This is a genomic window from Paraburkholderia sp. SEWSISQ10-3 4, assembly GCF_030464785.1.
GTDB classification, from domain to species: domain Bacteria; phylum Pseudomonadota; class Gammaproteobacteria; order Burkholderiales; family Burkholderiaceae; genus Paraburkholderia; species Paraburkholderia aspalathi.
The window spans coordinates 463,597-489,661 of sequence record NZ_JALPRI010000001.1 but is presented as its reverse complement, the minus strand read 5'-3'; the positions used below and the strand labels follow the sequence as shown (position 1 = coordinate 489,661).

Below are 26,065 nucleotides of genomic sequence, written 5' to 3'. Positions count from 1 at the left end.
GCGTCAATAGGCCGGCTGTTCTGATGCGCCGTCTGTTGCATAGCGCTGCGGCGTCACGGCCTGACGTTTAGGTTCGACACGCCGCCAGTCGCCGGTATCGGGCCAGGCGCGCACATCGACACGTATTGCATTGAACAGCGCAGCGGTTTTTTCATCGAGCGGCGGCCCGATGACGAGCGCGGCATGCGTGCGCGAAAAACCGATCACTTCGCGTAACGGACGGGTGATGAGCCACCACGTCAGCGCACGAGCAAGTGGGCCGCCCTGTTTGCGCTGCGCACGATTGATCAGACGGCGCCGCCATGAGCGTGCACCGGGCAAACGGTCGTCGACGAGCTGTGCCACCCGGGCGTAGGTTTCGCGCGTGCCTGCTACGAGCGTGGGCGCGAGTTCGCGGCGATCGTTGTCGCGGGTCGCGAGCGACTCCGGAAAATTCAGACGAAAGCCGCTCAGGACCCACGGTGCAATCAGGTAACGCGCCTGGGAGGCGGCGGCGAATGCGCGTGCGGCAAACGCTTCGTCGTCCGCGTTCAGTTTCTCGGTGGCGACGAGTTGCTGTGCTTCACGCACCAGTGTCGCATGTGGGAAACGCTGTTCGACGAGCTGCCCATCGGCATCGAGGCGCACGAAGGCGAATGCGTCGTCATGGGGGCGAGCAGCAGAGGCAAAGCCGTTCTCGTTGTGGACCGACAACGCTCGATAGTCAGTCACCGCGGCATGCGGATGCGACGCCAGATTGCGTGGGTTGGCATCGATCACGCGCAAACCTTCATACGTCAGCAGGCGATCGATCTGGCCGTCGTCTTCGGCGAACACGAAGCGCGGCGCGATATGCGTGAGCACTGAGCGCAACGCGTCGTCGGTGAGTTGCGGGTCGAGCGGTATCGCGATGCCACCGTTCCATTGCGCGGCCAGCGACAGTAGCAGCGCCTCCTCGCGCGGATGACTGACGAGCAGCAGCGCGTCACCCGCCGCGAAGCCTTGCTGCGCGAGACCGGCGGCCAACTGCTCGACCGCCGTGGCGACGTCTTGCCACGACAACGCGTGCCACGTGCCCAGCCGCTTGTGCCGCAATGCGATAGCGTGCGGCCGTTGCTGCGCCTGATGGCGCAGCCAGTCCGGCAGCGTCGACGGCTGTGCGTTTGTCATGATCAGGCGGCCTTGGCCTGCTGCTTGAGTTCGAGCTCACGCACCAACGGCAGGACCCGCTTGCCGAAATACTCCACCTCTTCGATGAAATGGAGAAAACCGGTCAGCACGAGGTCCACGCCGATCGATTTCAGTTCGACGATGCGCTCGGCAATCTGCTGTGGTGTACCGATGAGATTGGTGCGGAAGCCGTCGTTGTATTGCACGAGGTCTTCGAAGCTCGACTTGGCCCAGTTGCCTTCGCCTTCCGGCGAAGCCTTGCCGGCCTGTTTGACGGCGTCGCCGAACGCATGCACGGCTTCGACGTGCGCGTGTTTGATGATGTCGGCGAGCACGGCCTTGGCTTCTTCTTCGGTATCGCGGGCGATCACGAAGGCATTCACGCCGATGCGCACCTTGTGATTGTTTTTTGCTGCCTTGGTCTGAATATCGTCGATCTGTGCCTTCAGGTTCTCCGGCGTGTTGCCGTTGGTGAAATACCAATCGGAAACGCTCGCAGCGTTGTCGCGTGCGGCGCGTGAACTGCCGCCCTGGAAGATTTCCGGATGCGGCTTCTGCACGGGCTTGGGACTCAGCGTGTAATTGTTGAAGCGGTAGAAGTCACCCTTGAAGGTGAAATTGTCCTGGGTCCAGATGCCCTTGAGTGCCTCGATGAATTCGTGCGAGCGGCGATAGCGTTCGTCGTGTTCGAGCCACGGTTCGCCGAGCGCGGTGAATTCACCCTTGAACCAGCCACTCACCACGTTGATCCCAATACGGCCGTTGGAAATATGGTCGATGGTGGCAATCTGTTTGGCGACAACGGCGGGGTGCCACGGACCTGGCAGAATCGCCGCCAGCACCTTGAGTTTGGTTGTGGCGTGCAACAGGGCCTGACTGAACGACACCGACTCATGCTGATATTCCGCACCGTATCCGGCGGTAAAGCGGATCTGGCTCAGCGCGTATTCGAAACCCGCCTTCTCCGCGGTGAGTGCGAGTTTCTGGTTGTACTCGAGACTCCAGTCCGTGCGCTGCTCGATCGTGCTGACAACCAAACCGCCGCTGACATTGGGCACCCAGTAGGCGAACTTGACGGCGTCGTCGTGAGAATGGTTCTGGCTCATGGTATTCCTGATGATTGAATGAAGAGATTTAGGCAGCCAGCGTTGCGGCTTGCGGGAAAGAGGCGGGTAGGCGTCCGGCATGCAGCCATGGGAGCGCGCGTGTCACCGCCAGTGCAACGCGTTCCTCCAGTGCCGGGTTAGAGATCGCATAGCCGTTGAAATCCGCTTCAGACGCATACACGCCGATCGGTAACGTGCGAGTCTGAAAGAAGCTGAACAGCGGACGCAATTGATGATCGATGACGAGCGCGTGGCGATCGCTGCCGCCCGTTGCGGCGAGCAGAACCGGCACGTCGATGAGCGCCTCGTGGTGCACCAGATCGAACAGATGCTTGAAGAGTCCCGTATACGATCCGCGATACACCGGGCTCGCAACGATCAGCAGGTCCGCCGATTCAATGGTCTCGATGTGCGCGGCCACGTCGGCAGGGACCTGCGAGCGCTGAACCGCACCGGCGAGGCTGGAGGCGATCTGCCCCAGCTCGACGAGATGCGTGTCGATCGGCAGCGCGTCGCCGAGCGCGGCAAGCAGGCGTTCGACCACCACGAGGGTGCGCGACGGCCGTTGCAATCCACCGGAGACGGCGACTACTTTCAATCTCTTACCCATTCGAACGATCCTTTCAGACGAAAGCAAATTAATCGGGAGTGCCGCTTATTTAGCGAATACCGTGCCATCCGGCTTTGCGTGACAAGACGGGACGAGGACGAATGTGCGAGCCAACGCCGATCGCGCGCCAAGTCAAATGGCATAACCGTTTGCGGTTTTTGCTGCCGCGCATATCGCGGTGGCATGGAACCATTGCAGGCTGACGTATGAAGCTGGCGAAGCAAGATGGCCTCGGCGCTGCTGCTGGAGAAGCAGCGCAGGGTGTTGGAGAGGGACGCGAGAGCTTTCAGTATTCCAACGGGCCTGCTGCCTGGGAGGCAATGTGTGAGAGCGGTGCTGGTGCAGAGGCAGCATCCATACCGATGCTGCTGCGTAAGCAGCAATTCGACTTTGGATACCACAACAAAATGCATCGGAAGTCGCGGTAGATGGTCAGAATACGCTTCTGAGGAAGCAACCCTGATCAGTGCCGTTCAACGCCCGTCAGCCAACAGATGACGGTCCACGCCCGCGTGTAGCGGAGTGAGTGTCCTTGCGCATATGAATTCGATCTACGTACTGCCGGACGCGCCGGCTTGTCTGCTACCGGACGCGGAGACAGCATCGGTCAGTGAAACGCCGCTGCAGATCGCGCAGCGGCTCGCGACCCTATTTGCGCTAACCGCCGCCGAACGCGACGCGCGAGGTGGGACGCCGAAAGCGGAGCGGGACGCATTGCGCGCCAGTGGTCTTCTGGCGATGAGCATTCCGGAGGCGCACGGCGGTCTCGGGGCGAACTGGCGGCAGACGCTGGATGTCGTGCGCACGCTTGGCCGGGCCGACAGTTCGCTCGGACATGTATTCGGCTTCCATCATCTGATGCTGGCGACGGTGCGGTTGTTCGGTTCGTCGGCGCAGTGGCGCGCCTGGTTCGAGCAGACTGCGCGCCGTCAATGGTTCTGGGGCAATGCGTTAAACCCGCTCGATGAACGGGCCGTGAGCCACTCGCACGCGGACTGGCGCGAGTTCAGCGGGCAGAAGAGCTTCTGTTCCGGCGCGCTCGATTCCGAAATGCTGATCGCGTCTGCGCGAGACGCCGATACGGGGGCGTTGCTAATCGCGGCGGTACCCACCGGGCGCACGGGCATTTCCGTCGCGGAGGATTGGAACAACATCGGTCAGCGCCAAACGGATAGCGGTACGGTGACGCTGGAAAAGGTGCGAGTGGAGAACCACGAGATTCTGACCGACCCAGGGCCGCTGTCGACGCCTTTTGCGTGTCTGCGGCCCTTACTCGCTCAGCTGATCCTGACGAATGTGTACCTCAGCATCGGCGAAAGTGCGTTCAACGACGCCCGTCATTACACGCTTCATGAGGCGCGTCCGTGGCATACGTCCGGCGTGCAAACCACGGCCGCGGATCCTTATATCCTGGGCCAGTATGGCGAGTTCTGGGCGGGCCTCGAGGCGGCGCGGCTGTTGACCGACCGCGCGGCCGATCGTTTCGATGCGGCATGGATTCGAGCGGATGCGCTGACCGACGCCGAGCGCGGCGACGTGGCGTTGGCGGTTGCAACGGCCAAAGTTGCGGCCACAGAAATCGGGCTCACCATCTGTACCCGTATGTTTGACGTGGCCGGCGCGCGTGCGACCCATGGCGCGTTGAGGCTAGACCGTCACTGGCGAAATTTGCGCACGCATACGCTTCACGATCCGCTTGCCTATAAGCTTCGAGAAATCGGCGAATGGGCTCTGACGCAACGATATCCGACGCCGAGCTTCTACTCATGAACTATTCACTCCATCACGTGTTACCGGACCGGCCTGCCGTCGCGCGAACGGAAGTGCCGCCTTTGTTGACGATGCCCGACAAGCGCACGCTGACCACCTCGATTCGCGCGACCGCGCAGGTCTTCTCGGACCCGCAATCGCTGGCCTTGCTCGAACGTATTCGCATGGTGGCGCCGAGCGACGCTAACGTGCTCGTGATCGGTGAGACGGGGACGGGTAAGGAACTGGTCGCGCGTCATGTGCATAACCTGAGTGCTCGCAAGGATGGCCCGTTTGTGGCGGTCAATTGCGGGGCGTTCTCCGAGTCGCTGGTGGAGAGCGAGTTATTCGGGCATGAGAAGGGCGCGTTTACCGGTGCGTTCTGCGCCAAGCCTGGCTGGTTCGAAGCGGCCAATGGCGGGACGCTGTTTCTCGACGAGATAGGCGATCTGCCGCTATCGATGCAGGTCAAGCTGCTGCGCGTATTGCAGGAACGCGAGATCGTGCGGCTCGGCTCGCGCCGGAGCATTCCGATCGACGTGCGCGTGCTGGCGGCGACCAATGTGCATCTGCAGGATGCGGTGGCGGCAGGCCATTTCCGCGAGGACCTGTTTTATCGCCTGAATGTCGTGCATCTGGCTGTGCCGACGTTGCGCGATCGGCCCGGCGATATATTGCCGCTGGCCCGCTACTTCATTGAAGAGTACCGGAACCGATTGGGCTACGGTCCGGTCGACATCGAACCGCGCGCGGAGCGAAAGCTGCTGGAACATAGTTGGCCCGGCAATATCCGCGAGCTTGAGAACGTCATTCACTACGCGTTGCTGGTGTGCCGCAGCGATTCGTTAGGCGAGGGCGATCTGCAGATGTCGTCGTTCGGGATTCATGCCGCGCGACGAGCGGCTGTCGAACCCGTTGCGTCTACACCGTTGGAAGGGCTGGAGGGGGCATTGCGTCATCTCTTCGATCATGCGGAAGGCAATCTGTTCGAACAGATCGAAGACACGGTGATGCGCGTGGCGTTCGACTTCTGCTACCGGAATCAGATTCAGGCGGCGAGGCTGCTGGGCATTAGTCGCAATGTGTTGCGGGCGCGTTTGATTCGGGCGAAGCAGATTTCCGCGCAGAAGTAGGCTCATTTGCGTTGCATGCCTTTGGAGGTTGAAGCGGACCGGCCGCGAGACCGGTCCACATGCCGCTGCGGTAGCCGACTATGCCGCAGTTCTGCTATTGCCAATCTGCCAGACGAAGGGCGGCTCCTTGCCGTTGATTTCCCAATCTCCCACAATTCGCTCCTTATAGATCAGCGGATTGTGTGACGCAGCGGTCCGCGCGTTTCGCCAGTGGCGGTCCAATAGTTTGTTTTCGCTAGTGCCCGAAGCACCGAGTGCATTGAAAAGGTCCGTGGTCGCCTGCAAAATCAAACTGGCCACGGCGACCTGGGCTTTTGCCGATTCGATTTCGGCCGCCACGTTCGCCGCATGTTCAGCATCACGGTCCGCACCGACGCGCGTTTCATATGCTCTTTGTGACGGCTCCGCGGCTCGCACAGCAGCCGCTTCTGCTGCATACACGCGTGCCGCGATTTGCCCCACCACCTGCTGCACCTGGGCGTCTTCGCTGACGCGTGGCGCGTTTCCATGGCTGTAAACACGGGTGCGTTTGCGTACTTCATGTGAGATGTCGCGCAAGGCGGCGCGCCCCGTACCTGCAATTACGGCGATCAGCACGAGCTGATAGAACGCAGTCTGATATTTGAAGCGCGTGGCGAAGTCGATGATGTTCTCTTCTTCGACCACGGCATTTTCGAATACGGACGTCCCGCTTCCAGTGGTGCGCTGACCGAAGCCATCCCAGTCGTCGCTTTGTTTGACGCCTGACTGATGCGTGCTCACTGCTGCGATGACGTCGGCTCCGTTATCGTCGCGCTGCGCGTAGACGTCGATCCAGTCGGCAAAAATGCTGCCCGTGCTGTAGTACTTGGTTCCGTTGACGACCCACTGGTTGCCGTGGCGCGAGACACGCGTGATCACGTCGCCGATCTTGACCGCACCGACTTCGGTCCACGCGTTACCGACGATCTCACCCGCCACGAAGCGTTGCAGCCATTTATCCTGTGCGGCGCCGGGTGCTGCGTTGATTCTGTCTTCGACGAAGGCGAAATGGCCGCGCAACGCTTGCGGCAAACTCGAATCGGCCTCGGCCAGTTCGATCAGAAGCTGCACGAGTTGCGGAAGCGACGCGCCGGCGCCGCCGTGTTCGCGCGGCACTCTGACTGAGCCGAACCCCGCTTCCTTCAACCAGACAATCTGCTCGTACGGCAGCGCACGAGTACGTTCGCGTTCGAGCGCGCCTTCCGCGATGCGGTTGAAGATCGGCCTGAACCTAGCAGCCAACTGTTCGTAGTCTGTGCCGTACGAAAGCGGGTGTTTTTCACGCGGGTTTTGTGATGTCATGCGCTTGGTCTTAAGTCGATTGGTGGAGTAAGGCAGAGCGATTGCGCTCTTGACCATATGGACTACAAAGCACGAGCTATGCCATCGAGGCGGGCGTCCTGCCTTGCCCCTCGATAGACGATATCGGAGTTTCAGGCTGCTGGATTGCGAGCAGTGTGCTGATGGGCTGCTTGTCTGACAGCAGTTTGGACTGGATACGTTGGATCACGGCCATGCTACCTTCCTGAATATCCACGAGCGTGCGCTCATGATTCGATAACGAGGTCCACATGGAACCCACCTGGCAATTCCAGCTAAGAATCACCGTCTCACCCGAACTTGCAAACGATCTGCGCACAGACCCGGCCGGTGCCTCGCATGCTGCGCTTCGCAATGTGCTGGGCAAGCACAACGCGACTTTGAAATGTCAATTCGACGCTTTCGCAGACTACGTGAATGAAGCGGAAAAGCAGGGCTTGGAAAACTATCCGCTTTATCAATGGACCCGGCAGACAATTGAGAACCCGGAGAAGAAAGCGAAGTACTTGCAATCATTCACTGTCTACCTGAATGGCGACGAGATATACGGCAAGGAAATCGCCGACGTGTTGGAAGCTGAATTGACTGCACTCATCAGTGACGATGGCATTAATAGCGTCGCCCGGTTCGATACGAATCCCGCGAATAACCCGCAGCCACCCAGGCGCTAGCGGTTACACGGCGGTTACACGTAGTCCATCTGCTTTCCGGCACGACACTCGCGTGTAATAAATCGAAACTATTGTCTCGGCACCGCTTGCGCCAGAGCGCGGCGGTTGCCGACGCGCGATCGCGTCCGTCAGTCATTCATTTCCACGGAGACCTCCATGCCGACGTCGGCATTCCGGCTTTTTGCGCTCATCTGTTCTGTTGCTGCGACCGCGCTGCTTGGCGCATGCAGCGACGGCGTATCGTCCACGCCGGCCAAGGCAGCATGCGGCAACGCCACCGTTGTGAACGCGCGCATGAGCTGCCCGCCGGGCTTCGTCCCGCCTGCTTCCTGAGTCCAGAATTCAAATTAGGTCCATCGCATGGTCACCAAAACTCGTCGAGATTTTCTGAAGCTGTCCGCCGGACTGGCGGGCGCGACTGCCGCCACCACCCTGTTTCCCGAATCGATTCGCAAGGCGTTGGCGATCGAGCCGAGTTCGGTCACGGGCACGATCCAGGACGTGCAGCACATTGTCGTGTTCATGCAGGAGAACCGCTCGTTCGACCACTATCTCGGTCACCTGAGTGGCGTGCGCGGGTATAACGACCGTTTCCCTGTGACGCTGCCGAACGGCCAGCCGGTATGGTTCCAGCCGCGTCAGGAAGATCAGACGAAGGTGATCGCGCCGTTCCGCTACGACACGACCAATCCGAACGTCAACGCGCAATGTATCGGCGGCCTGCCGCATACGTGGGCCACCACGCACGGTGCGATCGACAGCGGCCGCGCCGACAAGTGGGCCGTGCAGAAGACCAACATGACGATGGGCTATCACGTGCGCGAGGACATTCCGTTCCACTACGCGCTCGCCGACGCCTTCACGGTGTGCGACAACTACTTCTGTTCAATTCCGGGTAACACGCATCCGAACCGCATGTATTTGATGACGGGGATGGTCGACCCGCTTGCCACGGGTGGCGGGCCGCTACTCGACAACACCGACTACATCGACAACCAGTTCGATACGATCAAACTGCAGCCCTTCAACTGGACCACGTATCCCGAGCGGCTGGAAACGGCCGGCATCTCCTGGCAGATTTATCAGCAGGGCACCGGTTTCGACAATTTCACCGGCAACTACGGCACGAACATGCTGGCCTCGTTCCAGAATTTCGTGAACGCACCGGCGGGTTCGTCGCTGCAAAACCGCGGGATGAGCACGCGCACGCTGACACAGTTGAAGGCTGACGTGCAGGCCGGCGCATTGCCACAAGTGTCCTGGCTGTTGCCGCCCGCCGCGTATTCGGAGCATCCGAAGTTCACGCCGCTCTACGGCGCTAATTACATCTCGACGATCCTTGACGCGCTGACGTCGAATCCCGATGTGTGGAGCAAGACCGTCCTGTTCATCATGTACGACGAGAACGACGGCTTCTTCGACCACGTGGTGCCGCCGCAGGCGCCTACAGTGCCCGGCTCCGGCATGAGCACCGTGGACATCTCGCTCGAACGGCACAACGTCGTGACCGCCTCGCAGGCCGGCACGTATACCGCCGACAATCTGCCGTACGGCCTTGGGCCGCGTGTACCGATGACGGTCGTGTCGCCGTGGTCGAAGGGTGGTTTTGTCTGCTCGCAGGTGTTCGATCACACGTCGGTGCTGCAATTCATCGAAAAGCGTTTCGGCGTAGTCGAGACCAATATCTCGCCGTGGCGCCGTGCCGTTTGCGGCGACCTGACCACGGCGCTCGACTTTTCGAAATCGGATGCGGCCGTGCCGCCGCTGCCGAGCACGCAAACCTATGTTGCACAGGCCGATCTGCAATGCGCGCGTTCCACGGCGCAGGCTGCGCCGGCCAGCACGGCTCAGCAGCTGGTGACGGCGCAGGAAGCGGGCACGCGGCCCGCGCGGGCGTTGCCGTACGAATTGCATGTGAACGGGAAGTTGCAGTCGCAAGGGTACGCGCTGACGTTTGCGAACACCGGCACGCAGGGCGCGCATTTCTGGGTGTACACGGGTGACCCGACCGCGATGCCGCGCCGCTATACCGTCGAGGCCGGCAAGCAATTGACCGATACGTGGGCACTCGACGCGAACGGTAATTATCTGGTGAGCGTCTATGGCCCGAACGGTTACTTCCGGCGCTTCGCCGGTTCGTCCACTGCAGATGCTGCAGCCAAGCCGGATGTCGTGACCTGTTACGACGTGGCCAACGGCAACGTCTACGTGACAGTGTCCAATGCTGGGACCAAGTCACTCACGGTCACCGTAAGCGACGTCGTCTATGGACAGGCGCCGCGCACGTTGACCGTGCCTGCGGCAAGCAGTGTGGAGGCGCATTGGGACTTGTCATGCAGCAGTCAGTGGTATGACTTTCAATTGATGGTTGCAGGCAATGCGGGCTGGTTGCGGCGCATAGCAGGTCACGTGGAAACAGGCCACGCCAGCATCACCGATCCTGCTGCCACTGCGCCGGTGACGAAGGCGATTTAGGCGTACAGAGTGGACATTTCTTTCAATGTCATTTCGGGTCGGCGGCAAAGTGGTAAGTCAATTTTACATTTGGCGACAAGGCGCGAAGTTCGTGAGAGGATGGCATTTCACTTTTTCTCGCGGAGGGCGAAATGGGACTCTTGGACGAAGTAGGCAAGATCGCTGGTGCGGTAGCGGCCGTTGAAGCAGCAGAAAAAGTCGATCCGGACGCAGGTCTGCTAACGAAAGGCGTTGCAGCGATTGCAGGCTTTGAAGGCGCAGGTGCATTGGAGGGATTGGTCGAGAAGAAAGACGGCGAGAAGCAGGACGACGCCGACAATGCTCAGGCTGCAGACGGTACGAATCCTCAGACGTGATTTTTGCGCTGTGAGCGGGCCAGTTCTACTTAGGACTGGCCCGTTTTTTATTGTGAGCCGGGACGTGACATGCCTGATCGTTCCTATCCGTCGCGTGGTTGTTGTGAGCGAATTGATTTGAGGACGACTCTTTGACCATCTCTGCGACACGCAGGAATCTGACGCTTGGGTTGCCGCTGCTCCTCGGCCTTCGCGTTACTCCCACACTGGCCGCAAACGCATCCCCATTAGCCGACATCGAACGCCGCAATGGCGGACGCCTTGGTGTGTTCGCTATCGATACCGGTTCGGGCCGAACCTTGGCGCATCGCGCTGACGAACGCTTTCTGATGTGCAGCACGTTTAAGGGACTGCTCGCCGCGCAGGTGCTATCGCGCGTGGATGCAGGCAAGGAGGATCTTGCCCGTCTGATGAAGTACACCGGGAAGGATCTGATCTTTACGTCGCCCGTGACGAAGGCACACGTTGCAGAAGGCGCGATGTCGGTGGGCGCACTGTGCCAGGCGATTGTTGAAGTGAGCGACAACACGGCGGCCGTGTTGTTGATGAGAAGCGCCGGTGGTCCCGCCGCTTTGACTCAATTCGTTCGCGGCCTCGGCGATACCGTGACGCGTTCCGATCGGTACGAACCCGAGTCGAACAAATACAGCGGTGTGCTCGATACCACTACGCCTCGTTCGATCACCAACTCGGCGAGCAAAATTCTCTTGGGAAATGTTCTGAGTCCCCAATCGCGTACGCAGCTGGAAAACTGGATGCTTGCCTGCAAGCCGGGTTTGAACCGGCTCCGCGCTGCGTTACCGCCGGACTGGATAGCGGGTGACAGGCCCGGAACCAGCGTCGAAGAAGAAACCAACGACTATGCGATCGTTCGCCCGCCCGGACGCGCGCCACTTTTGATCGCAGCCTATTACGATGCGCCCGCGCTTGACATGCCAGCTCGCGAGGCTGTCTTGCGGGAGGTCGGTACAGTGTTCGTGAAGTGGACAACGGATCGGGCATGACGCACGATGACCCGCGCAATCCGCGGATGGATGTGATCCGCGGCGTCCCGATTCTTCCTATCCTGCTTCACCACTTCAACATCGCGTGCCGTTTGAACACTCCAACTGCTCGCTCATGCCAAGTTCGGCGAAAACCTTCGACATCATGCCGGCGCGTCGCCACTCCAGCCATTTGATGTAGCAGGTTTGCGATGGCGGAAAGCTTGCGGGGAGGCGCTGCCACTTTTCGTTATTGCGAACGATCCACAGTATGGCGTTGACGATCTCGCGCGGATCTCGCCGTGGTCGGCCAACTCTCGGTGTGGTGTCGTGGTGGAACAGGTGGGCGATGCGTTGCCAATCTTCATCAGACAGCGGGGATTCGAACATTTTCAGATTTTAACCAGCCAGTACAATCCGATTATCCCAAGTAGAGGCCGTCTTCTAAATTGCGATTTCGGACGTTAAAGCGGCGCAAACCGGAGGATTGCTTTTGGCTGGATTGTGGTGGTCCAGGGGCTCGACGGATCTGCCCTCGCGCTAACGCGATTTGCCCCTGGTATTCTTTTTGGCGCCCGCGGCGCGAGGCGCATCTTTCGCCGGCAAGGCACCGCCGCCGTTCATCTGCTCCATCCACGACAAGGCGTCGACGTACGACAGGAACTGCTGGAGATACCCCGGCGACAATTCGCGCATCAACGAGAGCGATCGATGAACAAGGCTGCTCGAGTTGAGCGGACCGGCATTGCCCGGCGCTTTCATCAACGACTGCCGCAGCTGTTTCTCGGATCGGACCTTGGACCAGGTCTCCCTGAAGTAGTCGAGCGCCTCCAGTTCCGGATAGGACGATGGCCGAGGCGTGGCGCTACCAGCTGTGAGGCTGTCGCCATCTGCAGGCGCATGACTGGCGATGTAGTCGATCAGTCCGGCCAGCGTTCCGCGAGCGGGATCGCCAGGTGATGCCTTGGTGTCGGTGCCAGCATCGCCAGCCTCGGATGCAGCGCGCTCGAGATCGACCGCATACGCCTCGATCAGTTTGGATAGCCTCTCATCCAGCAGACGCCGCGCCTCGCCGCTATGACTGGCTGCCCGCCGATCCAGCGCCTCGATGAAATGAAAGCGAATGGGATCCATGCGATCGGCGCCACGCTCGCGCCATGCGTCGAGCGTGGCCCGGGCGCCGCCTGTCACCTCGCTAGCGCCACTACTCGTACGACTCACACTACTCACGAGGCTTCACCGTTGCGCTCGAAGGCCTCGGGACCGGTGCTATTTCCACGCGCCGGTTTTTAGCGCGGCCCTGGTCGTCGGCATTCGTGCTGACGGGCTGCTGCGAGCCGAACGCGGCAGCGAATACGGACGAGGCGGGCACGCCTGCATCGATCAACGAACGGGTCACCGTCAGCGCGCGTTGGGCCGAGAGCTCCCAGTTGTCGGCAAAGCGACGGTTAGCCTCCCGCACCTGCCGGTCATCGGTAAAGCCGCTCACCATCAGGATCTCGTCATTGGCCCGGAGGTAAGCGGACAGCGGCCCCGCCAGGCTCTTCAGGACGTCCCGGCCCTCCGGCTGCAACTGATCGGAGTTCAGTGCGAACAACACGCTGCCGTTGATGCCTATGCGTCCGTTGACCAGTGTCACCCGGCCCGCGGCCAGCGGTCCTGCCAGCGCCTGCTCCAGGGTCTTGCGGCGCTGCGTTTCCATCTGACGCTGCTTGACCTCTTGCTCCAACCTTGTCGAGAGTTCCAGCTGCACACCGATGACACCCACCAGGATCAGCACGAACGCGCCCAGCAACACCGACATCAGGTCGCCGAAGACTGGCCAGATGGGCGCCGTGGTCTCCACGCCGCCGTCGATTTCCTCGCTCATGCCGCTTCAGCTCCGACAGACGCCCGCTTGCCGGCGAGGTGCTGCAGGTCTTCGACGATCTGCTTCTGCGACATCATGCTCAGGTCGATGACTTCTCGCGCCTGGGCGACGTAATAGGCCAGCTGCTCATCGCTGCGCGCGAGGGACTTGTCCAACGCGGCTTCGATACGCTGCAGATGTGCGACCAGCGTGGTATTCGACTCGCCGAACACCTGGACGGCCGCGCCGAATGCTTCGCCTAGGCTTGCTACTTCGACGGCGCTGCCGGTGACCTGCGCGGCCACCGCGCCCAGCTTGCCGGTCTCGAGTTCGACCTTGTCGGTGAAACGGATGCTGACACGATCCAGCAGATCCGCTGACGTGGCGACGAGCGCGTCGACGACCGTGCGCTGTTCGGTGGATGCATGGTTGACGGCATCGAGCAGGGTTTCCAGCGTTGCCAGCAGGCGGCTGCGCTCGTCCAGCATCGCGGTGTCGCGGACCATGCTGTCGGAGAGCTTCTGACGCAATTCTGCGACGACTTCCGCCGCTGCCTTGGGCGCTTCCGACGCGGCTTGCACAAGCTGGCCGATCTCGGCGATCGTGCTGCTCGCGTGCGCCTGAGTTTGAGCGGAGATGTCGCGTGCGGTTTGTGCCAGCGTGTCGCAGATCTCCTGCTGGCGGGTCGCGCTGCGCGTGCCAACCTGCTCCCATTCCTTGCTCAGCGTGGTGGCCATGGAGCCGAGTGTCTCGGTCCAGGCGGCCAGCCGCTGCTGGTCACGTGCGGCGAGTTCCGCCTGCAGGTTTGCTGCGGCTTTGGGCGCATCCGCAGCCACTTGCACGAGCCGGTCGATCTCAGCAATCGTGCTGCTCGCGTGTGCCTGAGTTTGAGCGGAGATGTCGCGCGCGGTTTGCGCCAGCACGTCGCAGATCTCCTGCTGCCGGCTCGCGCTAAGCGTGCCCGCCTGCTCCCACTCCTTGTTCAACGTAGCGGCCATCGAACCGAGCGTCTCGGTCCAGACTGCCAATCGTTGCTGATCTCGCGAGGCCAATTCCGTCTGCATGTCCGTATGCGATTGGCCCACCGCGGCGAGCAGTGACGCCGAGTGCTGCTCGAAGGTTGCAGCGGCCGCCGCCAAAGCTTGCTGATTGTGTCCCGCCAGTTTTTCGCCGACCTGTTCTTGCCGTGACAGCGCCTCGTTCCACGCTGCCGACACGTTGCCCGCCGTCGCTTCCAGTCGCGCGGAGACGCCTTCCAACAGGCCGGCCGAGCGTTGCTCGAAGGTCTCGGTGAATCGATCCAGCGACGTGCCCAACTGCTGCGTGAGCGCCTCGTTCGATCGTTGCTGCCCCTCGAGCGCCTTGTTCCAGATGCCCGCGACGGTGGCGGTGCTTGCCTCGAATCCAGTCGAGAGTCCATCCAACTGCTGCTGGACGGCGTGCGTGACGGTGTCGTGCATCGCGGCCGTCTCGCGCGCGAGACCTGCCAACGTGGCCGCCATGACCGGCTGCAGCGCCGCGCTGGCGGCGCGGGTGCTTTCCGCGACGCTCTCCTTCAACGACTGCTCAACAGACGCAGCAAGGCGCGTATAGGTGGCTTCGGCTCTGCCGTGGAAAGCGTCCTGGCTGGCGAGCTGCCGCGCGTTCAAGGCGAGGCTCTGTTGTTCGATGACCGTCATCATCGCCTGCAGACGATCGACCAGCGTGGGCATCACCTCGGCCTGCCGCTGCAGGAGCTTGAAGCTTTCCTCGCGCTGATGGGTCTGCGAGTAGATGCGCAAGGTCGTCGCGATCTTCACGTCGAGCAATTGAGCGGCATCGATCCGTTCGCGCCGGCACAACGCCGAAAGCAGTCCCAGCATTGCTGACGTGGCCACGCCCGCAATCGACGTGCCGAACGCGAAGCCCAGTCCTTTGACCGGTGCGCCGAGCGAATCGCGGATAGCTTGAAGGTCTGTCGCGCTTTCCAGCGCCATGCCGGTGCCGCGCAGGGTCGCCACCATGCCGAGGAGCGTGCCGAGCATGCCCAGCAGGACGAGCAGGCCGACCAGATACGGCGTCAGCGCCGGGCCCGGCAAGGCCACCCGCTCACCCTCAACGCGCAGGCGCACCGCATTGCGCAGGCTGGGATGCAGGGGCTCGAGCCAGGCGCCCAGGCTGGCCGGCGGCCCGGACAGGTCCGCAACCGCACGCGCCAGCGTGGACGTGGCCTGGCTGTAGCGTCGCAGCTCGAGCGCGCCTGCCACGTAGCAGACGCCAATCAACAGTGTGACCGCCAACGCCAGCACATTCGAGCCGACGTAGCCGCCACCGATCCAGCACACCGCGGCCAGACCTACCAGAAAAACAACGAGATTGAGATATCTGGACATAGTGTCCCAGTTAGCAGGTGCGAAGGGCGGCGAGCAGCCCCTCGACCGGTTGTAAACGAACATCCAATTCGGCCAGCAACACGCTCTGCATATCCTTGCGGAACGTGTTCAGCCACGTGCCGGGTATGGCGGGTGTGGCGGGTGGGACGGTTGCGGCGTCCCCCGAGGCTTCCGCGTCGGCCAGCGTTTGTTGCTCCGCCTCGCGCAAGCGGTCGAAGTGCCCCTTGAGCAAGCCGGGCACGGCGGCCAGCAGACTCCGCTCGCGCTCGCTGAGCGCGCGCTCCATCACGGCGTCCACCACCGCGAGCCGGGCCATGGCGGGCGTTCTGGCGGCCAGCATGGCCCGCAGGCGGCCGCGCAGGGTGCCGATGCCCGTCTCCATCGACTGCTGCAAGGAGAGGTAGCGCTGACGAAAAACCGCGTAATCGACCGGCGCATCCGCCGGGGCGCCTTGCGGGAGCGCCTGCGCTGCCGACCCGCGACGCCTCGCGACGGCAAACACGCTATCGCCGACGATGGCGTCCGCCAACGACGCGCGCACGCGGGCGCACTCGCTCTCTTCAGCGTCACTGAAGGCGCGCGCGCCGCCGGCGACGGCAGGCGGAGCGTTGCTCAGCGCCGAGGACAACGCGATCGCGTCGGTCCAGCCGAGCCATTGGCTTAGCCGGTCCGAAAGCGATTGGCTGGATTCGGGAACATCGACGTCCGTCAGGCGAGCAAGTAAACGAATGAGCGCCGGGCCACTGAAAGCTGTGCGCTGTGGGGCTTGCACCATACCACCAGAGTCAAAAAAGTCAGCAGTTTACACGGCGGCGGGGTGAGGGATGCAGCCCCTTAATGAACGGGCGGGGCAAGCGAGGGGTTTCAGCGCGGCCAACGGGCCGATCGCGATGCGGTGATTTGGGCCTCCATGAGGGTTTTTACGAGGTTAATTCGGCGGCTTCTACACCGTCTATCGACTGAACGGTCACGGCGATGGGGTGGCGCGATGCACCGCGCCGACGCGGTGTAGTTTCTCCCGAAAGAGCCGGCACGGCGCCGCCCACGTCCAGCCATTTCATCTGCCTGTCATAGCTTCGCGACTAGGATGCCCTGTCACTTCTGTCGCACCCTGGTCCGGCACGGCACGCGCGGCGCATATCGCGCTGTGCGCTCGCCGTCCGCGTTGCCGACCTTCCACCCCCATACAAAAACTCGACATGACAAACAAGAAAATCGACAAGGATTTGCCGACCGATCAGGGCGCTAGCATCGTCTCGCGCCGTGGCTTTCTGAAGTTTGCAGGCGCATCGAGCCTCGCGACGGCCGCAGGCACGCTCGCGTCGGCGGCGCGGGCCGCGAACGGCGCGCCCGACGGTACGCCGGAGCAGGTCCACCTGACTTGGGGCAACGATCCGACGAGCGAGGTGACCGTGTCATGGGCGTCGCCGGCACCGGCGGTCAATCCGCTGGTGCGGTTAAGCGGCGGGGGCGGGGCGAGAGTAACTGTGCACGGCGTGCAAAGCACCTATACCGATGGCATCAACGGCGAGGTCGTGTTCACCTATCACGCGCGTCTGCGTGGCCTGAAGGCAGACACGAGCTACGAGTACGAGGTGAGCGCCGACAACGACAGCAACGCGGCTCAGCCCTTCACCGCGAGCTTCCGCACGGCGCCGCGCGGCCGCGCGCCATTTCGCTGGACCAGCTACGGTGATCTCGCGACGCCCAACACCGGCTGGGTCCTGTCGTCGCCGCAAAGCCGTTTTGCGGTTCAGGCCGTCGAGCGATTTCAGCCGCTGTTCCACCTGCTCAACGGCGATCTCTGCTACGCCAATCTGAACCCGATGAGCCAGCCCGACGTGTGGCGCGATTTTGGCAACAACTGCCAGACTTCGGCGTCGAACCGTCCGTGGATGCCCTGTCCGGGCAATCACGAGCTCGAATTCCACAATGGCGAACAGGGCCTCGCCTCGTATCTCTCGCGCTACACGTTGCCGGAGAATCACACGCGCTTCCAGGGTCGCTGGTACAGCTTCCGCGTGAGCTCAGTGCTCTTCATTTCGCTCGATGCGGATGACGTGGTCTATCAGGACGCGGCTGCGTTCGTGGGCGGCCCGGCTCCCCTGGTGCCGGTGGCGAGCACCGGCAATCCGCCGATTCAGCCGGGCACGTCGCTCTATGTGCGCGGCTATAGCGAGGGCGAGCAGACCCGCTGGCTCGAGAGGACATTGCGCCGGGCGGCGGAAGACGGCGAAGTCGACTGGATCGTCGTGCAGATGCATCAGGACGCGCTGAGTTCATCGAAGACCGGCAATGGCTCCGACAAGGGCATCCGCGAGGCGTGGCTGCCGCTGTTCGACCGCTATGGCGTCGATCTGGTGCTGTGCGGGCATGACCATGATTACGAGCGCAGCTATCCCGTGCGAGGCTGCAATCACAACAAGGGCACCGACATCGCCACCGGGCGCGTGGTCGATACGCTGCAGCCGCGGCCGGTGATGTCGGCAGTATCGTCGGGCGCATCGACGTTCGATACGAGTCACGGCACGATTCACCTGATTCTCGGCGGTGGCGGCACGAGTGCGCCGCTCGACGTGTATGGGGTAGATCTCGGTACCGGCTTGCCGCAGGCGCGTATTTTCACGCGGCCGAATCGTCCGGTTGCCGGAACGACTGCGGGTACGTTTGTGCGTGCCGCCGCGGATGCCGTTGAAGATGCGGTGTGGTCGGCGCAACGGGATACGGGCACGGGCTACGGCATCGCGGTGTTCGACCATGATCCGGGTCATCCGGGTGGCGATACCACGATCACGATGAACTACTACCACGCGCCGGGTGCGGACCAGACGCCGACGCAGAACTACGAGTTGTTCGAAACGATCGAGTTGAAGAAGAAGCGTCGAGGGTAAAGCTCAACGCGATTTCACGTGTCGTGATTTGAAGCCGGGCAGTGTCACCTGCAGACTAGACTCCCTTAAATAGAAACGGTAGGCTGTCAGTGCTGGTGACTCTGTTTGGCTATGCTGGTCTTGAACGACAACGTGGAGCCTGCACATGGACGTGAGCACTGAAACGCTGGTGGAACTGCTGCGGGAAGTAGAGGCCGACGACCCGATCGACTACGCGGACCTTCCATTCGGAGAACAGGAACTCAGGCGGCTCGTCATGAGTTCGCTGGTCGAGCGTCACCACCAGGTCGAAGCAGGCAACATGTCGATCTCCGATATCCACGCGCTGTATCTGCTGAGCACCGCCAAGCTCGTTCTCGAGAATACGGTGCTTCACGCGAGGCTGCTTCTGCTCCAGGGGCAGCAGGTCGATGTACGGTCACTGCTTGCACCGTTCACCCTCAAAGGCAAATCTTAAAGGCCGGTAGTCGGCACTGTCTCCGGCAGCGCATTGCGCATGACCGGACCAGTGCCGCACGCGCATCACTTCTCAAGTTCCGCAAACAGCCAATCCTGGAAGCTATGCAGCTTCGGCAATTCGGCGCGGGATTTCAGCAGGTTCAGCGTATAGCCATTTACCGGAAGTCCTTCCAGACCGAACGGCGCCACTAGTCGCCCCGTTTCCAGTTCACGCTGCGCCAGAAGCAGGCTTTCGAGGCAGACGCCCAAGCCGTCCACCGCCGCGCTGATCGCCATGAACGATCGATCGAAACGCGGACCGCGTCCAATATCGAGCCGCGTCTTGCGATAAAGACGCATCCAGTCTCTCCATCCGACCAGACAGCCCTCGCTATGAATCAGCGCATGGTGCGGTAAATCCGCGACGCTGCGCAGCGGATGTTCTCCGGTCATCAGCGCGGGCGAGCACAACGGCACGATCGTCTCGGGCGGCAACTCGAGCACCATCGTGCCGGCCGGCTGCAACTTTCTCGGGCCGTAGCGGATGTCGATATCCACCGCTTCCGAGATCAGATCCACCGCCTCTGAAGAGGCATTCAAGCGCACATCGATATCCGGATGCGCCGCACTGAAACGTGCGATGCGCGGCATCAGCCATTGAGTCGCAAAACTGGGCGTGCAGTGGATCGTGAGGATGTCGCTCTTGGCGGCGCGCCCGATCTCGCGCGTGGCTGAGTCGATTCGCGCGAAGGCCGCGGTGATTTCCTCAGCGTATTGCCGCCCGTAGTCCGTCAGGATCACCGTGCGGTGCAGCCGATGAAACAGACGAATGCTCAATTGCTCTTCCAGCAGCTTGATCTGATGGCTCACGGCTGAGGGCGTGACAAAGAGTTCGTCTGCTGCGAGCGCAAACGAAGAGAGCCGCGCAGCGGCCTCGAATGCCTGTATCGACTTGAAGGTGACGCGATTGTGCATGGCAGCATCAAGGTGAATTGAATTCATCCATTGGTCCATCTTAATTCGTTTGAGCGCGTGTGAGCGCGAGATTACGCTTGAGTCACTGGGATCGGCATCACAGCGGCCCCTGCGAAGCGATCCCCAAGGAGACAAACAGTGACCACTAGCGAAACCGCGCCGTACGCCCAACTCGCGGAGCACGCCTATCAGATTCGCCGCAACGCGCTGCGCATGGGCGAAGTGCAGGGGCAGGGTTATATCGGCCAGGCGCTCGATATTGCCGATGTCCTCGCCGTTGCCTACTTCCGCGCCATGCGCTTTCGCGCCGATGATCCTGAATGGGAAGGCCGCGACCGCTTTCTGCTATCGAACGGTCACTACGCCATCGCGCTGTACGCCGCGCTGATCGAAGCCCGCATCATCGCCGACGAAGAACTGGAAACCTATGGCAGCGACGACAGCCGTCTGCCGATGTCCGGTATGGCGAGCTATACGCCCGGCATGGAGATGTCCGGCGGCTCGCTCGGGCAGGGACTGACGATCGCGGTGGGCCGCTGCCTGGGCCTGAAGCGCAAAGGCTCGGATGCCCGCGTCTACACGTTGTTCTCCGACGGCGAACTCGATGAAGGCGCGATCTGGGAAGGCCTGATGTCGGCCGCCCACTGGAAGCTCGACAACCTGATCGCAATGGTCGACGTCAACAACCAGCAGGCCGACGGCCCGTCGTCGAGCGTCATGGCGTTCGAGCCGCTGGTCGACAAACTCCAGGCGTTCGGCTGGTTCGTGCAACGCGTGGACGGCAACGATCTCGCGGCCGTCGTCGCCGCGTTCGATGCGGCACACGCGCATCCGGAAGCGCAACCGCGAATCATCGTCTGCGATACGCGCATGGGGTGTGGCGTGCCGTTCCTCGAAGCGCGCGAGAAAAACCACTTTATCCGCGTCGATGCGCACGAGTGGCAACTCGCGCTGCAGGCACTGGAAGCCGGGAGAACCGTATGAGCGCCGCCGTACCGAAACCGCGTCTGAAAACGTCGGCGATGATCGCCTCGATCGCCGGTGAAGGGCAGATCACCCGCTCGGCTCCGTTCGGCCACGCGCTGGTCGAACTGGCGCGCAACCGGCCCGAAGTGGTGGGCATGACCGCCGATCTCGGCAAGTACACGGACCTGCATCTCTTCGCCAAGGAATACCCGGAGCGCTACTACCAGATGGGCATGGCCGAACAGCTGCTGATGGGCGCCGCGGCCGGCATGGCGCACGAAGGCGCGCAGCCGTTCGTCACCACGTACGCCGTGTTCGCCGCGCGCCGTGCCTACGACTTCATCCATCAGGCGATTGCCGAGGACAACCTCGACGTCAAGATCGTCTGCGCCTTGCCGGGTCTCACGACCGGCTACGGCCCGAGCCACCAGGCGGCGGAAGACCTCGCGCTGTTCCGCGCAATGCCGAACCTCACGGTGATCGACCCGTGCGACGCCATCGAAATCGAGCAGATGGTGCCGGCCATTGCCGACCATCGCGGGCCCGTATATGCGCGGCTGTTGCGCGGCAACGTGCCGGTCGTGCTCGACGAATACGACTACCAGTTCGAACTCGGCAAAGCGAAGCTGCTGCGCGACGGCGCCGAGGTGCTGATCATCTCGTCCGGGATCATGACGATGCGTGCGCTGGAAACGGCGAAGGCGCTGGCCGCCGATCGCATCGACGTAGGCGTGCTGCACGTGCCGACCATCAAGCCGCTCGACACCGCCACGCTGCTGCGCGAAGCGCGCCGCTCCGGCCGACTTGTCGTGGTGGCGGAGAACCACACGGTGATCGGCGGTCTGGGCGAAGCGGTGGCCGCCGTGCTGCTGACCAATGGCGTCACACCGCCGTTCCGTCAGATCGGTTTGCCCGACGCATTTCTCGACGCGGGTGCGCTGCCGACCTTGCACGACCGCTACGGCATTTCGACCGAGGCGATGTGCGACACGATCAAAGGCTGGCTGCGGTAAAGGTTCATCAAGGCGGGTAAGTGCCGCACATACGCGCACTTACCAATAGCAAACAATTCAGCAAACCATAAGCTTCATATTCAGGAGATCCGCATCATGTCAGAGTCACGTCTACTCGACGGCAAGGTCGCCGTCATTTCCGGCGGCGCGTCGCCGCGCGGCATCGGTATGGCGACCGCCCGCATGTTCGCGGCGCACGGCGCACGCATCGCCATTTTCGATCTCGACGAAAATGCCGCGGTCGAAGCCGCTGCGTCGATTGGGCCCGAACATCGCGGCTACGTTTGCAATGTGACCGACCGTGGCGCCTGCCAGGCTGCTGTCGAACGCACCGTCGCCGATTTTGGTTCGATCGATATCCTGATCAACAATGCCGGCATTACGCAGGCTGCCAAGCTGCTCGAGATCGATCCGGAAAGCTGGGACCGTATTCTCGACGTCAATCTGCGCGGCGTGTTGTATCTGTCGCAAGCGGTCGTCCCGCAGATGAAGAAGCAGAAGAGCGGCTCGATCGGCTGCATGTCGTCGGTATCGGCGCAGCGCGGCGGCGGCATTCTCGGCGGCCCGCATTACTCGGCGGCGAAGGCCGGCGTGCTGGGCCTTGCCAAAGCGATGGCGCGCGAACTCGGCAACGACGGCATCCGCGTGAACTGCGTGACGCCGGGGCTGATTCAGACCGACATCAACGCAGGCAAGATCAGCGACGACAAACGCGGTGAAATTCTCGCGGGCATTCCGCTCAATCGTCTGGGCGTACCGGACGATGTGGCCGGCGCCTTCCTGTTCCTCGCGTCGAACCTGTCGTCGTATATCACCGGCGCGGTGATCGATGTGAACGGCGGCATGCTGATTCACGGCTGACGCCTGACGGCAGGACGGGCCGTCAGGCGGGGGGCCGGCGGCGGCGATGGGGACCACGTAGTAGAGAACAGACGATCGCGGCGAGCAACACGTGCAGCCGCCGCGGTTCAGATTCCAAAACCATAACGACGCGCGATCCAGCATTGGAGGAAGACACCATGACAACCCGTTCGAACGCCCCGCAGGGCATCAGCCGCCGCACCTTTCTGAAGGCCGGTGCGACCTTATCCGCCGCCGCGCCGTTATGGAGCATCTCGCGAAGCGCGATGGCGGCCCCCGAGTTTTCGTACAAACTCGCCACCGGCCAGGACCCGACACATCCGGTCAACATCCGCGCGCAGGAGGCGATCAATCGTATTCGCGAAGCGACCAAGGGTCGCCTCGATATCAAACTCTTTCCGCAGAATCAGCTTGGCTCCGACACCGATCTGCTGTCGCAGGTGCGCAATGGCGGCGTCGAGTTCTTCAACCAGGCGTCGTCGATTCTGGCGACGCTGACGCCCGCCGCGGGCATCGTCAACACCGGCTTCGCGTTCAAGGACTACGACGCGGTCTGGAAGGCGATGGACGGCGATCTCGGCAACTACATCCGCGCGCAGATCGGCAAGTCGGGCCTCGTGTCGGTGAGCAAGGTGTGGGACAACGGCTTCCGGCAGATCAGTTCATCGACGCGGGCGTTGCGCGCGCCGGCTGATCTGAAAGGCTTCAAGATTCGCGTGCCGCAAGCGCCGATGCTGACCTCGCTGTTCAAGGCGCTCGACGCCGGCCCCGCGCCGATCAATTTCAACGAACTGTATTCGGCCTTGCAAACCGGCGTGGTGGAAGGTCAGGAAAACCCACTGCCGATCATCGCGACGGCCAAGCTCTATGAAGTGCAGAAGTACATCAGCCTCACGTCGCACGTGTGGGACGGGTACTGGATTCTCGGTAATCGCGCCGCGTGGGAGCGCCTGCCTGCGGACATTCGCGCGATCGTCACGCGTGAATTCGAAAGCGCAGCGATGCTGCAACGCGCGGATATCGCCAGGCTCAGCCTCTCGCTGCGCGACGATCTGAAAAAGAAGGGCATTACCTTTATCGATGTCGACCGGGACGCGTTCCGTGGCGCGCTGGCCAAGACGAGTTTTTATCACGACTGGAAAGCCAAGTACGGCGACGAGGCGTGGGGACTGATGGAGAAGTCCGTCGGAAAACTGGGGTAATGCGATGATCTCAATCTCCTATTCGCACGAGCGGCAGCATCGGTTCGCCTGTGCGCTCGATTCCACTCTCGGCCATCTGGTGGAGATTCCCGCTGCGTTGCTGGTGCTCGCGGAAATCGTCGTGCTGCTGGCTGGCGTGACGAGCCGCTATCTGCTGCACGCGCCGCTCGTGTGGTCCGATGAACTTGCGTCGATGCTGTTCCTGTGGCTCGCCATGCTTGGTGCCGTGATCGCGTTGCGGCGCGGCGAGCATATGCGGATGACGGCGCTGGTCGGCATGGCGCCGCCAGGTGCGCGCGCCTTTCTCGACGTGGTCGCGATCGCGGCGCCGATCGCATTCCTCGCGATGGTGATCGGCCCGGCGATCAGCTTCGCGCAGGACGAATCGTTCATCACCACGCCGGCACTCGAATTGTCGAACTCGTGGCGCGCGGCTGCCTTGCCGGTTGGTTCGGCGCTGATGCTGCTGGTGGCCGTGGTACGGCTCGCCCGCATGGGCAACTGGCGCCTGACGCTCGCCGCAATCGCAACGGTCGGCGCGCTGGCCGGCATCTTCATTGCACTCGGTCCGTTGCTGCGCGATCTCGGCAATATCAACCTGCTGATCTTCTTTGTCGGTCTGGTCGCGCTCGGTGTGTTGAGCGGCGTGCCGATTGCCTTCTCGTTCGGACTCGCGACCTTCGGCTATCTTGCGCTGACCACGAATACGCCGATGCCTGTGGTAGTCGGCCGGATGGACGAGGGCATGTCGCATCTGATCCTGCTTTCGGTGCCGCTCTTTGTGTTTCTCGGCCAGTTGATCGAGATGACCGGCATGGCCGCGGCGATGATCGCGTTTCTCGCGAGCTTGCTGGGTCACGTGCGCGGCGGACTGTCCTATGTGCTGGTCGGCGCGATGTATCTGGTGTCGGGCATATCGGGCTCAAAAGCCGCGGACATGGCGGCAGTCGCGCCCGTGCTGTTTCCCGAGATGAAAGCGCGTGGTGCGAAGCCGGGCGATCTGGTCGCGCTGCTGGCCGCTACCGGCGCGCAGACCGAGACGATTCCGCCGAGCCTCGTGTTGATCACGCTTGGTTCCGTGACTGGCGTGTCGATCTCGGCGCTCTTCACGGGCGGCATGCTGCCGGGCATCGTGCTGGCGATCACCTTGTGCATCGTGGTGCAGTGGCGTTATCGGCGCGAAGACATGTCGGGCGTCAAACGTGCGACGGGCGTCGAGATTCTGCGCAAGTTCGTCATCGCGTTTCCTGCGATCGCCTTGCCGTTCGTGATTCGCGCCGCGGTGGTCGAAGGTATTGCGACAGCGACAGAAGTCTCGACCATCGGCATTGCATATGCGGTGCTGGCGGGCTTGCTGATCTATCGCCGTTTCGAGTGGAAGCGGCTCAAGCCGATGCTGATCGATACCGCAACGTTGTCCGGCGCGATTCTGCTGATCATCGGCGCGGCGACGAGCATGGCATGGGCGTTGACGCAATCAGGCTTCTCCGGACAGCTCGCGCAGACGCTCGGCGCTCTGCCTGGCGGCGCGGCGATGTTCATGGCGGCATCCATCTGCGTATTCGTGATTCTCGGCAGCGTGCTCGAAGGCATTCCGGCGATCGTGCTGTTCGGCCCGCTGATGTTCCCGATCGCGCGGGCGATGCACATCCATGACGTGCACTACGCAATGGTGGTGATCCTCTCGATGGGCGTGGGCCTGTTCGCACCGCCGTTCGGCGTGGGTTATTACTCGGCTTGCGCGGTGAGCCGTATTCATCCCGACGAAGGTATGAAGCCGATTCTTGGTTATATCGCTGCGTTGATGGTCGGGTTGATCATCGTCGCTGCGGTGCCGTGGATTTCGACAGGTTTCCTGCATTGATCCGCTGACGTATGAGGCAGCGCGGTGCCGCCTCATACGAAGTTCTTCCGCCTGATCCGAT

The 26,065-nt window shown here is 62.1% G+C and carries 25 protein-coding genes; 14 read left to right on the top strand and 11 right to left on the bottom strand.

What is annotated here, in order from left to right; all coding sequences use genetic code 11:
- Nucleotides 1-3 precede the first annotated feature (3 nt).
- The 3 genes from M0D68_RS02210 to msuE are packed head-to-tail and all read right to left on the bottom strand — an operon-like array spanning nucleotide 4 to nucleotide 2,865.
- Nucleotides 4-1,149, bottom strand: a complete 1,146-nt coding sequence (locus M0D68_RS02210; RefSeq protein ID WP_200619022.1) for an AMP-binding protein — start codon at nucleotides 1,147-1,149, stop codon at nucleotides 4-6.
- A 2-nt stretch (nucleotides 1,150-1,151) separates the two neighbouring features.
- Nucleotides 1,152-2,255: a dimethylsulfone monooxygenase SfnG gene (sfnG, locus tag M0D68_RS02205; RefSeq protein ID WP_093636999.1), complete on the bottom strand. Its 1,104-nt coding sequence runs from the start codon at nucleotides 2,253-2,255 to the stop codon at nucleotides 1,152-1,154.
- Between the two features lie 28 nt (nucleotides 2,256-2,283).
- Nucleotides 2,284-2,865 carry an FMN reductase gene (gene msuE, locus M0D68_RS02200; RefSeq protein ID WP_200619023.1) on the bottom strand — a complete coding sequence of 194 codons (582 nt, stop codon included), beginning with the start codon at nucleotides 2,863-2,865 and terminating at the stop codon, nucleotides 2,284-2,286.
- A 206-nt stretch (nucleotides 2,866-3,071) separates the two neighbouring features.
- Between msuE and M0D68_RS02195 the strand changes: the two genes are divergently transcribed.
- From M0D68_RS02195 to M0D68_RS02185, 3 genes are all read left to right on the top strand, one after another.
- Complete coding sequence (locus tag M0D68_RS02195; protein WP_093637005.1) at nucleotides 3,072-3,293, top strand: hypothetical protein; 222 nt, start codon at nucleotides 3,072-3,074, stop codon at nucleotides 3,291-3,293.
- Nucleotides 3,294-3,405: 112 nt separating this feature from the next.
- On the top strand, nucleotides 3,406-4,635 hold the full coding sequence (locus tag M0D68_RS02190; RefSeq protein WP_200619024.1) for an acyl-CoA dehydrogenase family protein: 1,230 nt from the start codon (nucleotides 3,406-3,408) through the stop codon (nucleotides 4,633-4,635).
- Between the two features lie 71 nt (nucleotides 4,636-4,706).
- Entirely contained in the window at nucleotides 4,707-5,747 is a 1,041-nt protein-coding gene (locus tag M0D68_RS02185) for a sigma-54-dependent Fis family transcriptional regulator (protein WP_266223954.1), read from the top strand.
- A 78-nt stretch (nucleotides 5,748-5,825) separates the two neighbouring features.
- Here the strand turns inward: M0D68_RS02185 and M0D68_RS02180 are convergent, their stop codons facing one another.
- On the bottom strand, nucleotides 5,826-7,070 hold the full coding sequence (locus M0D68_RS02180; protein WP_266223656.1) for an acyl-CoA dehydrogenase family protein: 1,245 nt from the start codon (nucleotides 7,068-7,070) through the stop codon (nucleotides 5,826-5,828).
- Nucleotides 7,071-7,339: 269 nt separating this feature from the next.
- Here M0D68_RS02180 and M0D68_RS02175 point away from each other — a divergent pair, with 269 nt between their 5' ends.
- Nucleotides 7,340-7,759, top strand: a complete 420-nt coding sequence (locus tag M0D68_RS02175) for a hypothetical protein (RefSeq protein WP_200620660.1) — start codon at nucleotides 7,340-7,342, stop codon at nucleotides 7,757-7,759.
- A 128-nt stretch (nucleotides 7,760-7,887) separates the two neighbouring features.
- Here the strand turns inward: M0D68_RS02175 and M0D68_RS02170 are convergent, their stop codons facing one another.
- Nucleotides 7,888-8,055, bottom strand: coding sequence for a hypothetical protein (locus M0D68_RS02170; protein WP_167378427.1), 168 nt, complete (start codon nucleotides 8,053-8,055; stop codon nucleotides 7,888-7,890).
- A gap of 64 nt (nucleotides 8,056-8,119) precedes the next feature.
- Here M0D68_RS02170 and M0D68_RS02165 point away from each other — a divergent pair, with 64 nt between their 5' ends.
- The 3 genes from M0D68_RS02165 to bla all read left to right on the top strand — a co-directional run bounded on the left by M0D68_RS02165 (nucleotide 8,120) and on the right by bla (nucleotide 11,594).
- Complete coding sequence (locus M0D68_RS02165; RefSeq protein ID WP_200620659.1) at nucleotides 8,120-10,234, top strand: phosphocholine-specific phospholipase C; 2,115 nt, start codon at nucleotides 8,120-8,122, stop codon at nucleotides 10,232-10,234.
- 131 nt (nucleotides 10,235-10,365) lie between these two features.
- Nucleotides 10,366-10,590, top strand: coding sequence for a hypothetical protein (locus tag M0D68_RS02160; RefSeq protein ID WP_093637023.1), 225 nt, complete (start codon nucleotides 10,366-10,368; stop codon nucleotides 10,588-10,590).
- Between the two features lie 131 nt (nucleotides 10,591-10,721).
- The gene (gene bla, locus M0D68_RS02155) at nucleotides 10,722-11,594 is read left to right on the top strand and encodes a class A beta-lactamase (RefSeq protein WP_200620658.1); all 873 of its coding nucleotides are present in this window, start codon (nucleotides 10,722-10,724) and stop codon (nucleotides 11,592-11,594) included.
- 75 nt (nucleotides 11,595-11,669) lie between these two features.
- Here bla and M0D68_RS02150 read toward each other — a convergent pair whose 3' ends face one another.
- From M0D68_RS02150 to M0D68_RS02130, 5 genes are all read right to left on the bottom strand, one after another.
- Nucleotides 11,670-11,963, bottom strand: coding sequence for a transposase (locus M0D68_RS02150; RefSeq protein WP_175049284.1), 294 nt, complete (start codon nucleotides 11,961-11,963; stop codon nucleotides 11,670-11,672).
- A 150-nt stretch (nucleotides 11,964-12,113) separates the two neighbouring features.
- Nucleotides 12,114-12,803: a DUF2894 domain-containing protein gene (locus M0D68_RS02145; protein ID WP_244862824.1), complete on the bottom strand. Its 690-nt coding sequence runs from the start codon at nucleotides 12,801-12,803 to the stop codon at nucleotides 12,114-12,116.
- Nucleotides 12,796-13,443, bottom strand: a complete 648-nt coding sequence (locus M0D68_RS02140) for an OmpA family protein (protein WP_200620657.1) — start codon at nucleotides 13,441-13,443, stop codon at nucleotides 12,796-12,798. The genes M0D68_RS02145 and M0D68_RS02140 overlap by 8 nt, the downstream gene beginning before the upstream one ends.
- Nucleotides 13,440-15,794: a DUF802 domain-containing protein gene (locus tag M0D68_RS02135; RefSeq protein ID WP_266223655.1), complete on the bottom strand. Its 2,355-nt coding sequence runs from the start codon at nucleotides 15,792-15,794 to the stop codon at nucleotides 13,440-13,442. Before M0D68_RS02135 ends, M0D68_RS02140 begins: the two co-directional genes overlap by 4 nt.
- Nucleotides 15,795-15,804: 10 nt before the next feature.
- The gene (locus M0D68_RS02130; protein ID WP_256457012.1) at nucleotides 15,805-16,569 is read right to left on the bottom strand and encodes a DUF3348 domain-containing protein; all 765 of its coding nucleotides are present in this window, start codon (nucleotides 16,567-16,569) and stop codon (nucleotides 15,805-15,807) included.
- 424 nt (nucleotides 16,570-16,993) lie between these two features.
- On the opposite strand from M0D68_RS02130, the gene M0D68_RS02125 reads away from it, so the two are divergent.
- Nucleotides 16,994-18,685: a metallophosphoesterase family protein gene (locus M0D68_RS02125; protein ID WP_093637040.1), complete on the top strand. Its 1,692-nt coding sequence runs from the start codon at nucleotides 16,994-16,996 to the stop codon at nucleotides 18,683-18,685.
- Nucleotides 18,686-18,830: 145 nt separating this feature from the next.
- The gene (locus M0D68_RS02120) at nucleotides 18,831-19,142 is read left to right on the top strand and encodes a hypothetical protein (protein WP_054033629.1); all 312 of its coding nucleotides are present in this window, start codon (nucleotides 18,831-18,833) and stop codon (nucleotides 19,140-19,142) included.
- A 65-nt stretch (nucleotides 19,143-19,207) separates the two neighbouring features.
- On the opposite strand, the gene gcvA is transcribed toward M0D68_RS02120, so the two are convergent.
- A complete protein-coding gene (gene gcvA, locus M0D68_RS02115; protein WP_256457009.1) occupies nucleotides 19,208-20,125 on the bottom strand; it encodes a transcriptional regulator GcvA in 918 nt (305 codons plus the stop codon).
- A gap of 111 nt (nucleotides 20,126-20,236) precedes the next feature.
- Here gcvA and M0D68_RS02110 point away from each other — a divergent pair, with 111 nt between their 5' ends.
- The 5 genes from M0D68_RS02110 to M0D68_RS02090 all read left to right on the top strand — a co-directional run bounded on the left by M0D68_RS02110 (nucleotide 20,237) and on the right by M0D68_RS02090 (nucleotide 26,004).
- Nucleotides 20,237-21,082 (top strand): transketolase, encoded by an 846-nt coding sequence (locus M0D68_RS02110; RefSeq protein ID WP_093637042.1) that lies wholly within the window; start codon nucleotides 20,237-20,239, stop codon nucleotides 21,080-21,082.
- Nucleotides 21,079-22,077, top strand: coding sequence for a transketolase family protein (locus M0D68_RS02105; protein WP_200620653.1), 999 nt, complete (start codon nucleotides 21,079-21,081; stop codon nucleotides 22,075-22,077). The genes M0D68_RS02110 and M0D68_RS02105 overlap by 4 nt, the downstream gene beginning before the upstream one ends.
- A gap of 96 nt (nucleotides 22,078-22,173) precedes the next feature.
- The gene (locus tag M0D68_RS02100) at nucleotides 22,174-22,938 is read left to right on the top strand and encodes an SDR family NAD(P)-dependent oxidoreductase (RefSeq protein ID WP_054033623.1); all 765 of its coding nucleotides are present in this window, start codon (nucleotides 22,174-22,176) and stop codon (nucleotides 22,936-22,938) included.
- A gap of 158 nt (nucleotides 22,939-23,096) precedes the next feature.
- Complete coding sequence (locus M0D68_RS02095; protein ID WP_054034227.1) at nucleotides 23,097-24,140, top strand: TRAP transporter substrate-binding protein; 1,044 nt, start codon at nucleotides 23,097-23,099, stop codon at nucleotides 24,138-24,140.
- A gap of 4 nt (nucleotides 24,141-24,144) precedes the next feature.
- Nucleotides 24,145-26,004, top strand: a complete 1,860-nt coding sequence (locus M0D68_RS02090; protein WP_200620652.1) for a TRAP transporter large permease subunit — start codon at nucleotides 24,145-24,147, stop codon at nucleotides 26,002-26,004.
- Nucleotides 26,005-26,065 lie beyond the last annotated feature (61 nt).

What these genes read in the sequence shown, in the direction of transcription:
- M0D68_RS02125 (WP_093637040.1), top strand. Translation starts at nt 16,994, where the DNA reads ATGACAAACAAGAAAATCGACAAGGATTTGCCGACCGATCAGGGCGCT.
- M0D68_RS02130 (WP_256457012.1), bottom strand. Translation starts at nt 16,569, where the DNA reads ATGGTGCAAGCCCCACAGCGCACAGCTTTCAGTGGCCCGGCGCTCATT.
- msuE (WP_200619023.1), bottom strand. Translation starts at nt 2,865, where the DNA reads ATGGGTAAGAGATTGAAAGTAGTCGCCGTCTCCGGTGGATTGCAACGG.
- M0D68_RS02190 (WP_200619024.1), top strand. Translation starts at nt 3,406, where the DNA reads ATGAATTCGATCTACGTACTGCCGGACGCGCCGGCTTGTCTGCTACCG.
- M0D68_RS02165 (WP_200620659.1), top strand. Translation starts at nt 8,120, where the DNA reads ATGGTCACCAAAACTCGTCGAGATTTTCTGAAGCTGTCCGCCGGACTG.
- M0D68_RS02210 (WP_200619022.1), bottom strand. Translation starts at nt 1,149, where the DNA reads ATGACAAACGCACAGCCGTCGACGCTGCCGGACTGGCTGCGCCATCAG.
- M0D68_RS02090 (WP_200620652.1), top strand. Translation starts at nt 24,145, where the DNA reads ATGATCTCAATCTCCTATTCGCACGAGCGGCAGCATCGGTTCGCCTGT.
- gcvA (WP_256457009.1), bottom strand. Translation starts at nt 20,125, where the DNA reads ATGAATTCAATTCACCTTGATGCTGCCATGCACAATCGCGTCACCTTC.
- M0D68_RS02170 (WP_167378427.1), bottom strand. Translation starts at nt 8,055, where the DNA reads ATGCGCGCGTTCACAACGGTGGCGTTGCCGCATGCTGCCTTGGCCGGC.
- M0D68_RS02195 (WP_093637005.1), top strand. Translation starts at nt 3,072, where the DNA reads ATGAAGCTGGCGAAGCAAGATGGCCTCGGCGCTGCTGCTGGAGAAGCA.
- M0D68_RS02140 (WP_200620657.1), bottom strand. Translation starts at nt 13,443, where the DNA reads ATGAGCGAGGAAATCGACGGCGGCGTGGAGACCACGGCGCCCATCTGG.
- M0D68_RS02180 (WP_266223656.1), bottom strand. Translation starts at nt 7,070, where the DNA reads ATGACATCACAAAACCCGCGTGAAAAACACCCGCTTTCGTACGGCACA.
- M0D68_RS02120 (WP_054033629.1), top strand. Translation starts at nt 18,831, where the DNA reads ATGGACGTGAGCACTGAAACGCTGGTGGAACTGCTGCGGGAAGTAGAG.
- M0D68_RS02150 (WP_175049284.1), bottom strand. Translation starts at nt 11,963, where the DNA reads ATGTTCGAATCCCCGCTGTCTGATGAAGATTGGCAACGCATCGCCCAC.
- M0D68_RS02095 (WP_054034227.1), top strand. Translation starts at nt 23,097, where the DNA reads ATGACAACCCGTTCGAACGCCCCGCAGGGCATCAGCCGCCGCACCTTT.
- M0D68_RS02185 (WP_266223954.1), top strand. Translation starts at nt 4,707, where the DNA reads ATGCCCGACAAGCGCACGCTGACCACCTCGATTCGCGCGACCGCGCAG.
- M0D68_RS02160 (WP_093637023.1), top strand. Translation starts at nt 10,366, where the DNA reads ATGGGACTCTTGGACGAAGTAGGCAAGATCGCTGGTGCGGTAGCGGCC.
- M0D68_RS02100 (WP_054033623.1), top strand. Translation starts at nt 22,174, where the DNA reads ATGTCAGAGTCACGTCTACTCGACGGCAAGGTCGCCGTCATTTCCGGC.
- M0D68_RS02105 (WP_200620653.1), top strand. Translation starts at nt 21,079, where the DNA reads ATGAGCGCCGCCGTACCGAAACCGCGTCTGAAAACGTCGGCGATGATC.
- M0D68_RS02175 (WP_200620660.1), top strand. Translation starts at nt 7,340, where the DNA reads ATGGAACCCACCTGGCAATTCCAGCTAAGAATCACCGTCTCACCCGAA.
- M0D68_RS02135 (WP_266223655.1), bottom strand. Translation starts at nt 15,794, where the DNA reads ATGTCCAGATATCTCAATCTCGTTGTTTTTCTGGTAGGTCTGGCCGCG.
- sfnG (WP_093636999.1), bottom strand. Translation starts at nt 2,255, where the DNA reads ATGAGCCAGAACCATTCTCACGACGACGCCGTCAAGTTCGCCTACTGG.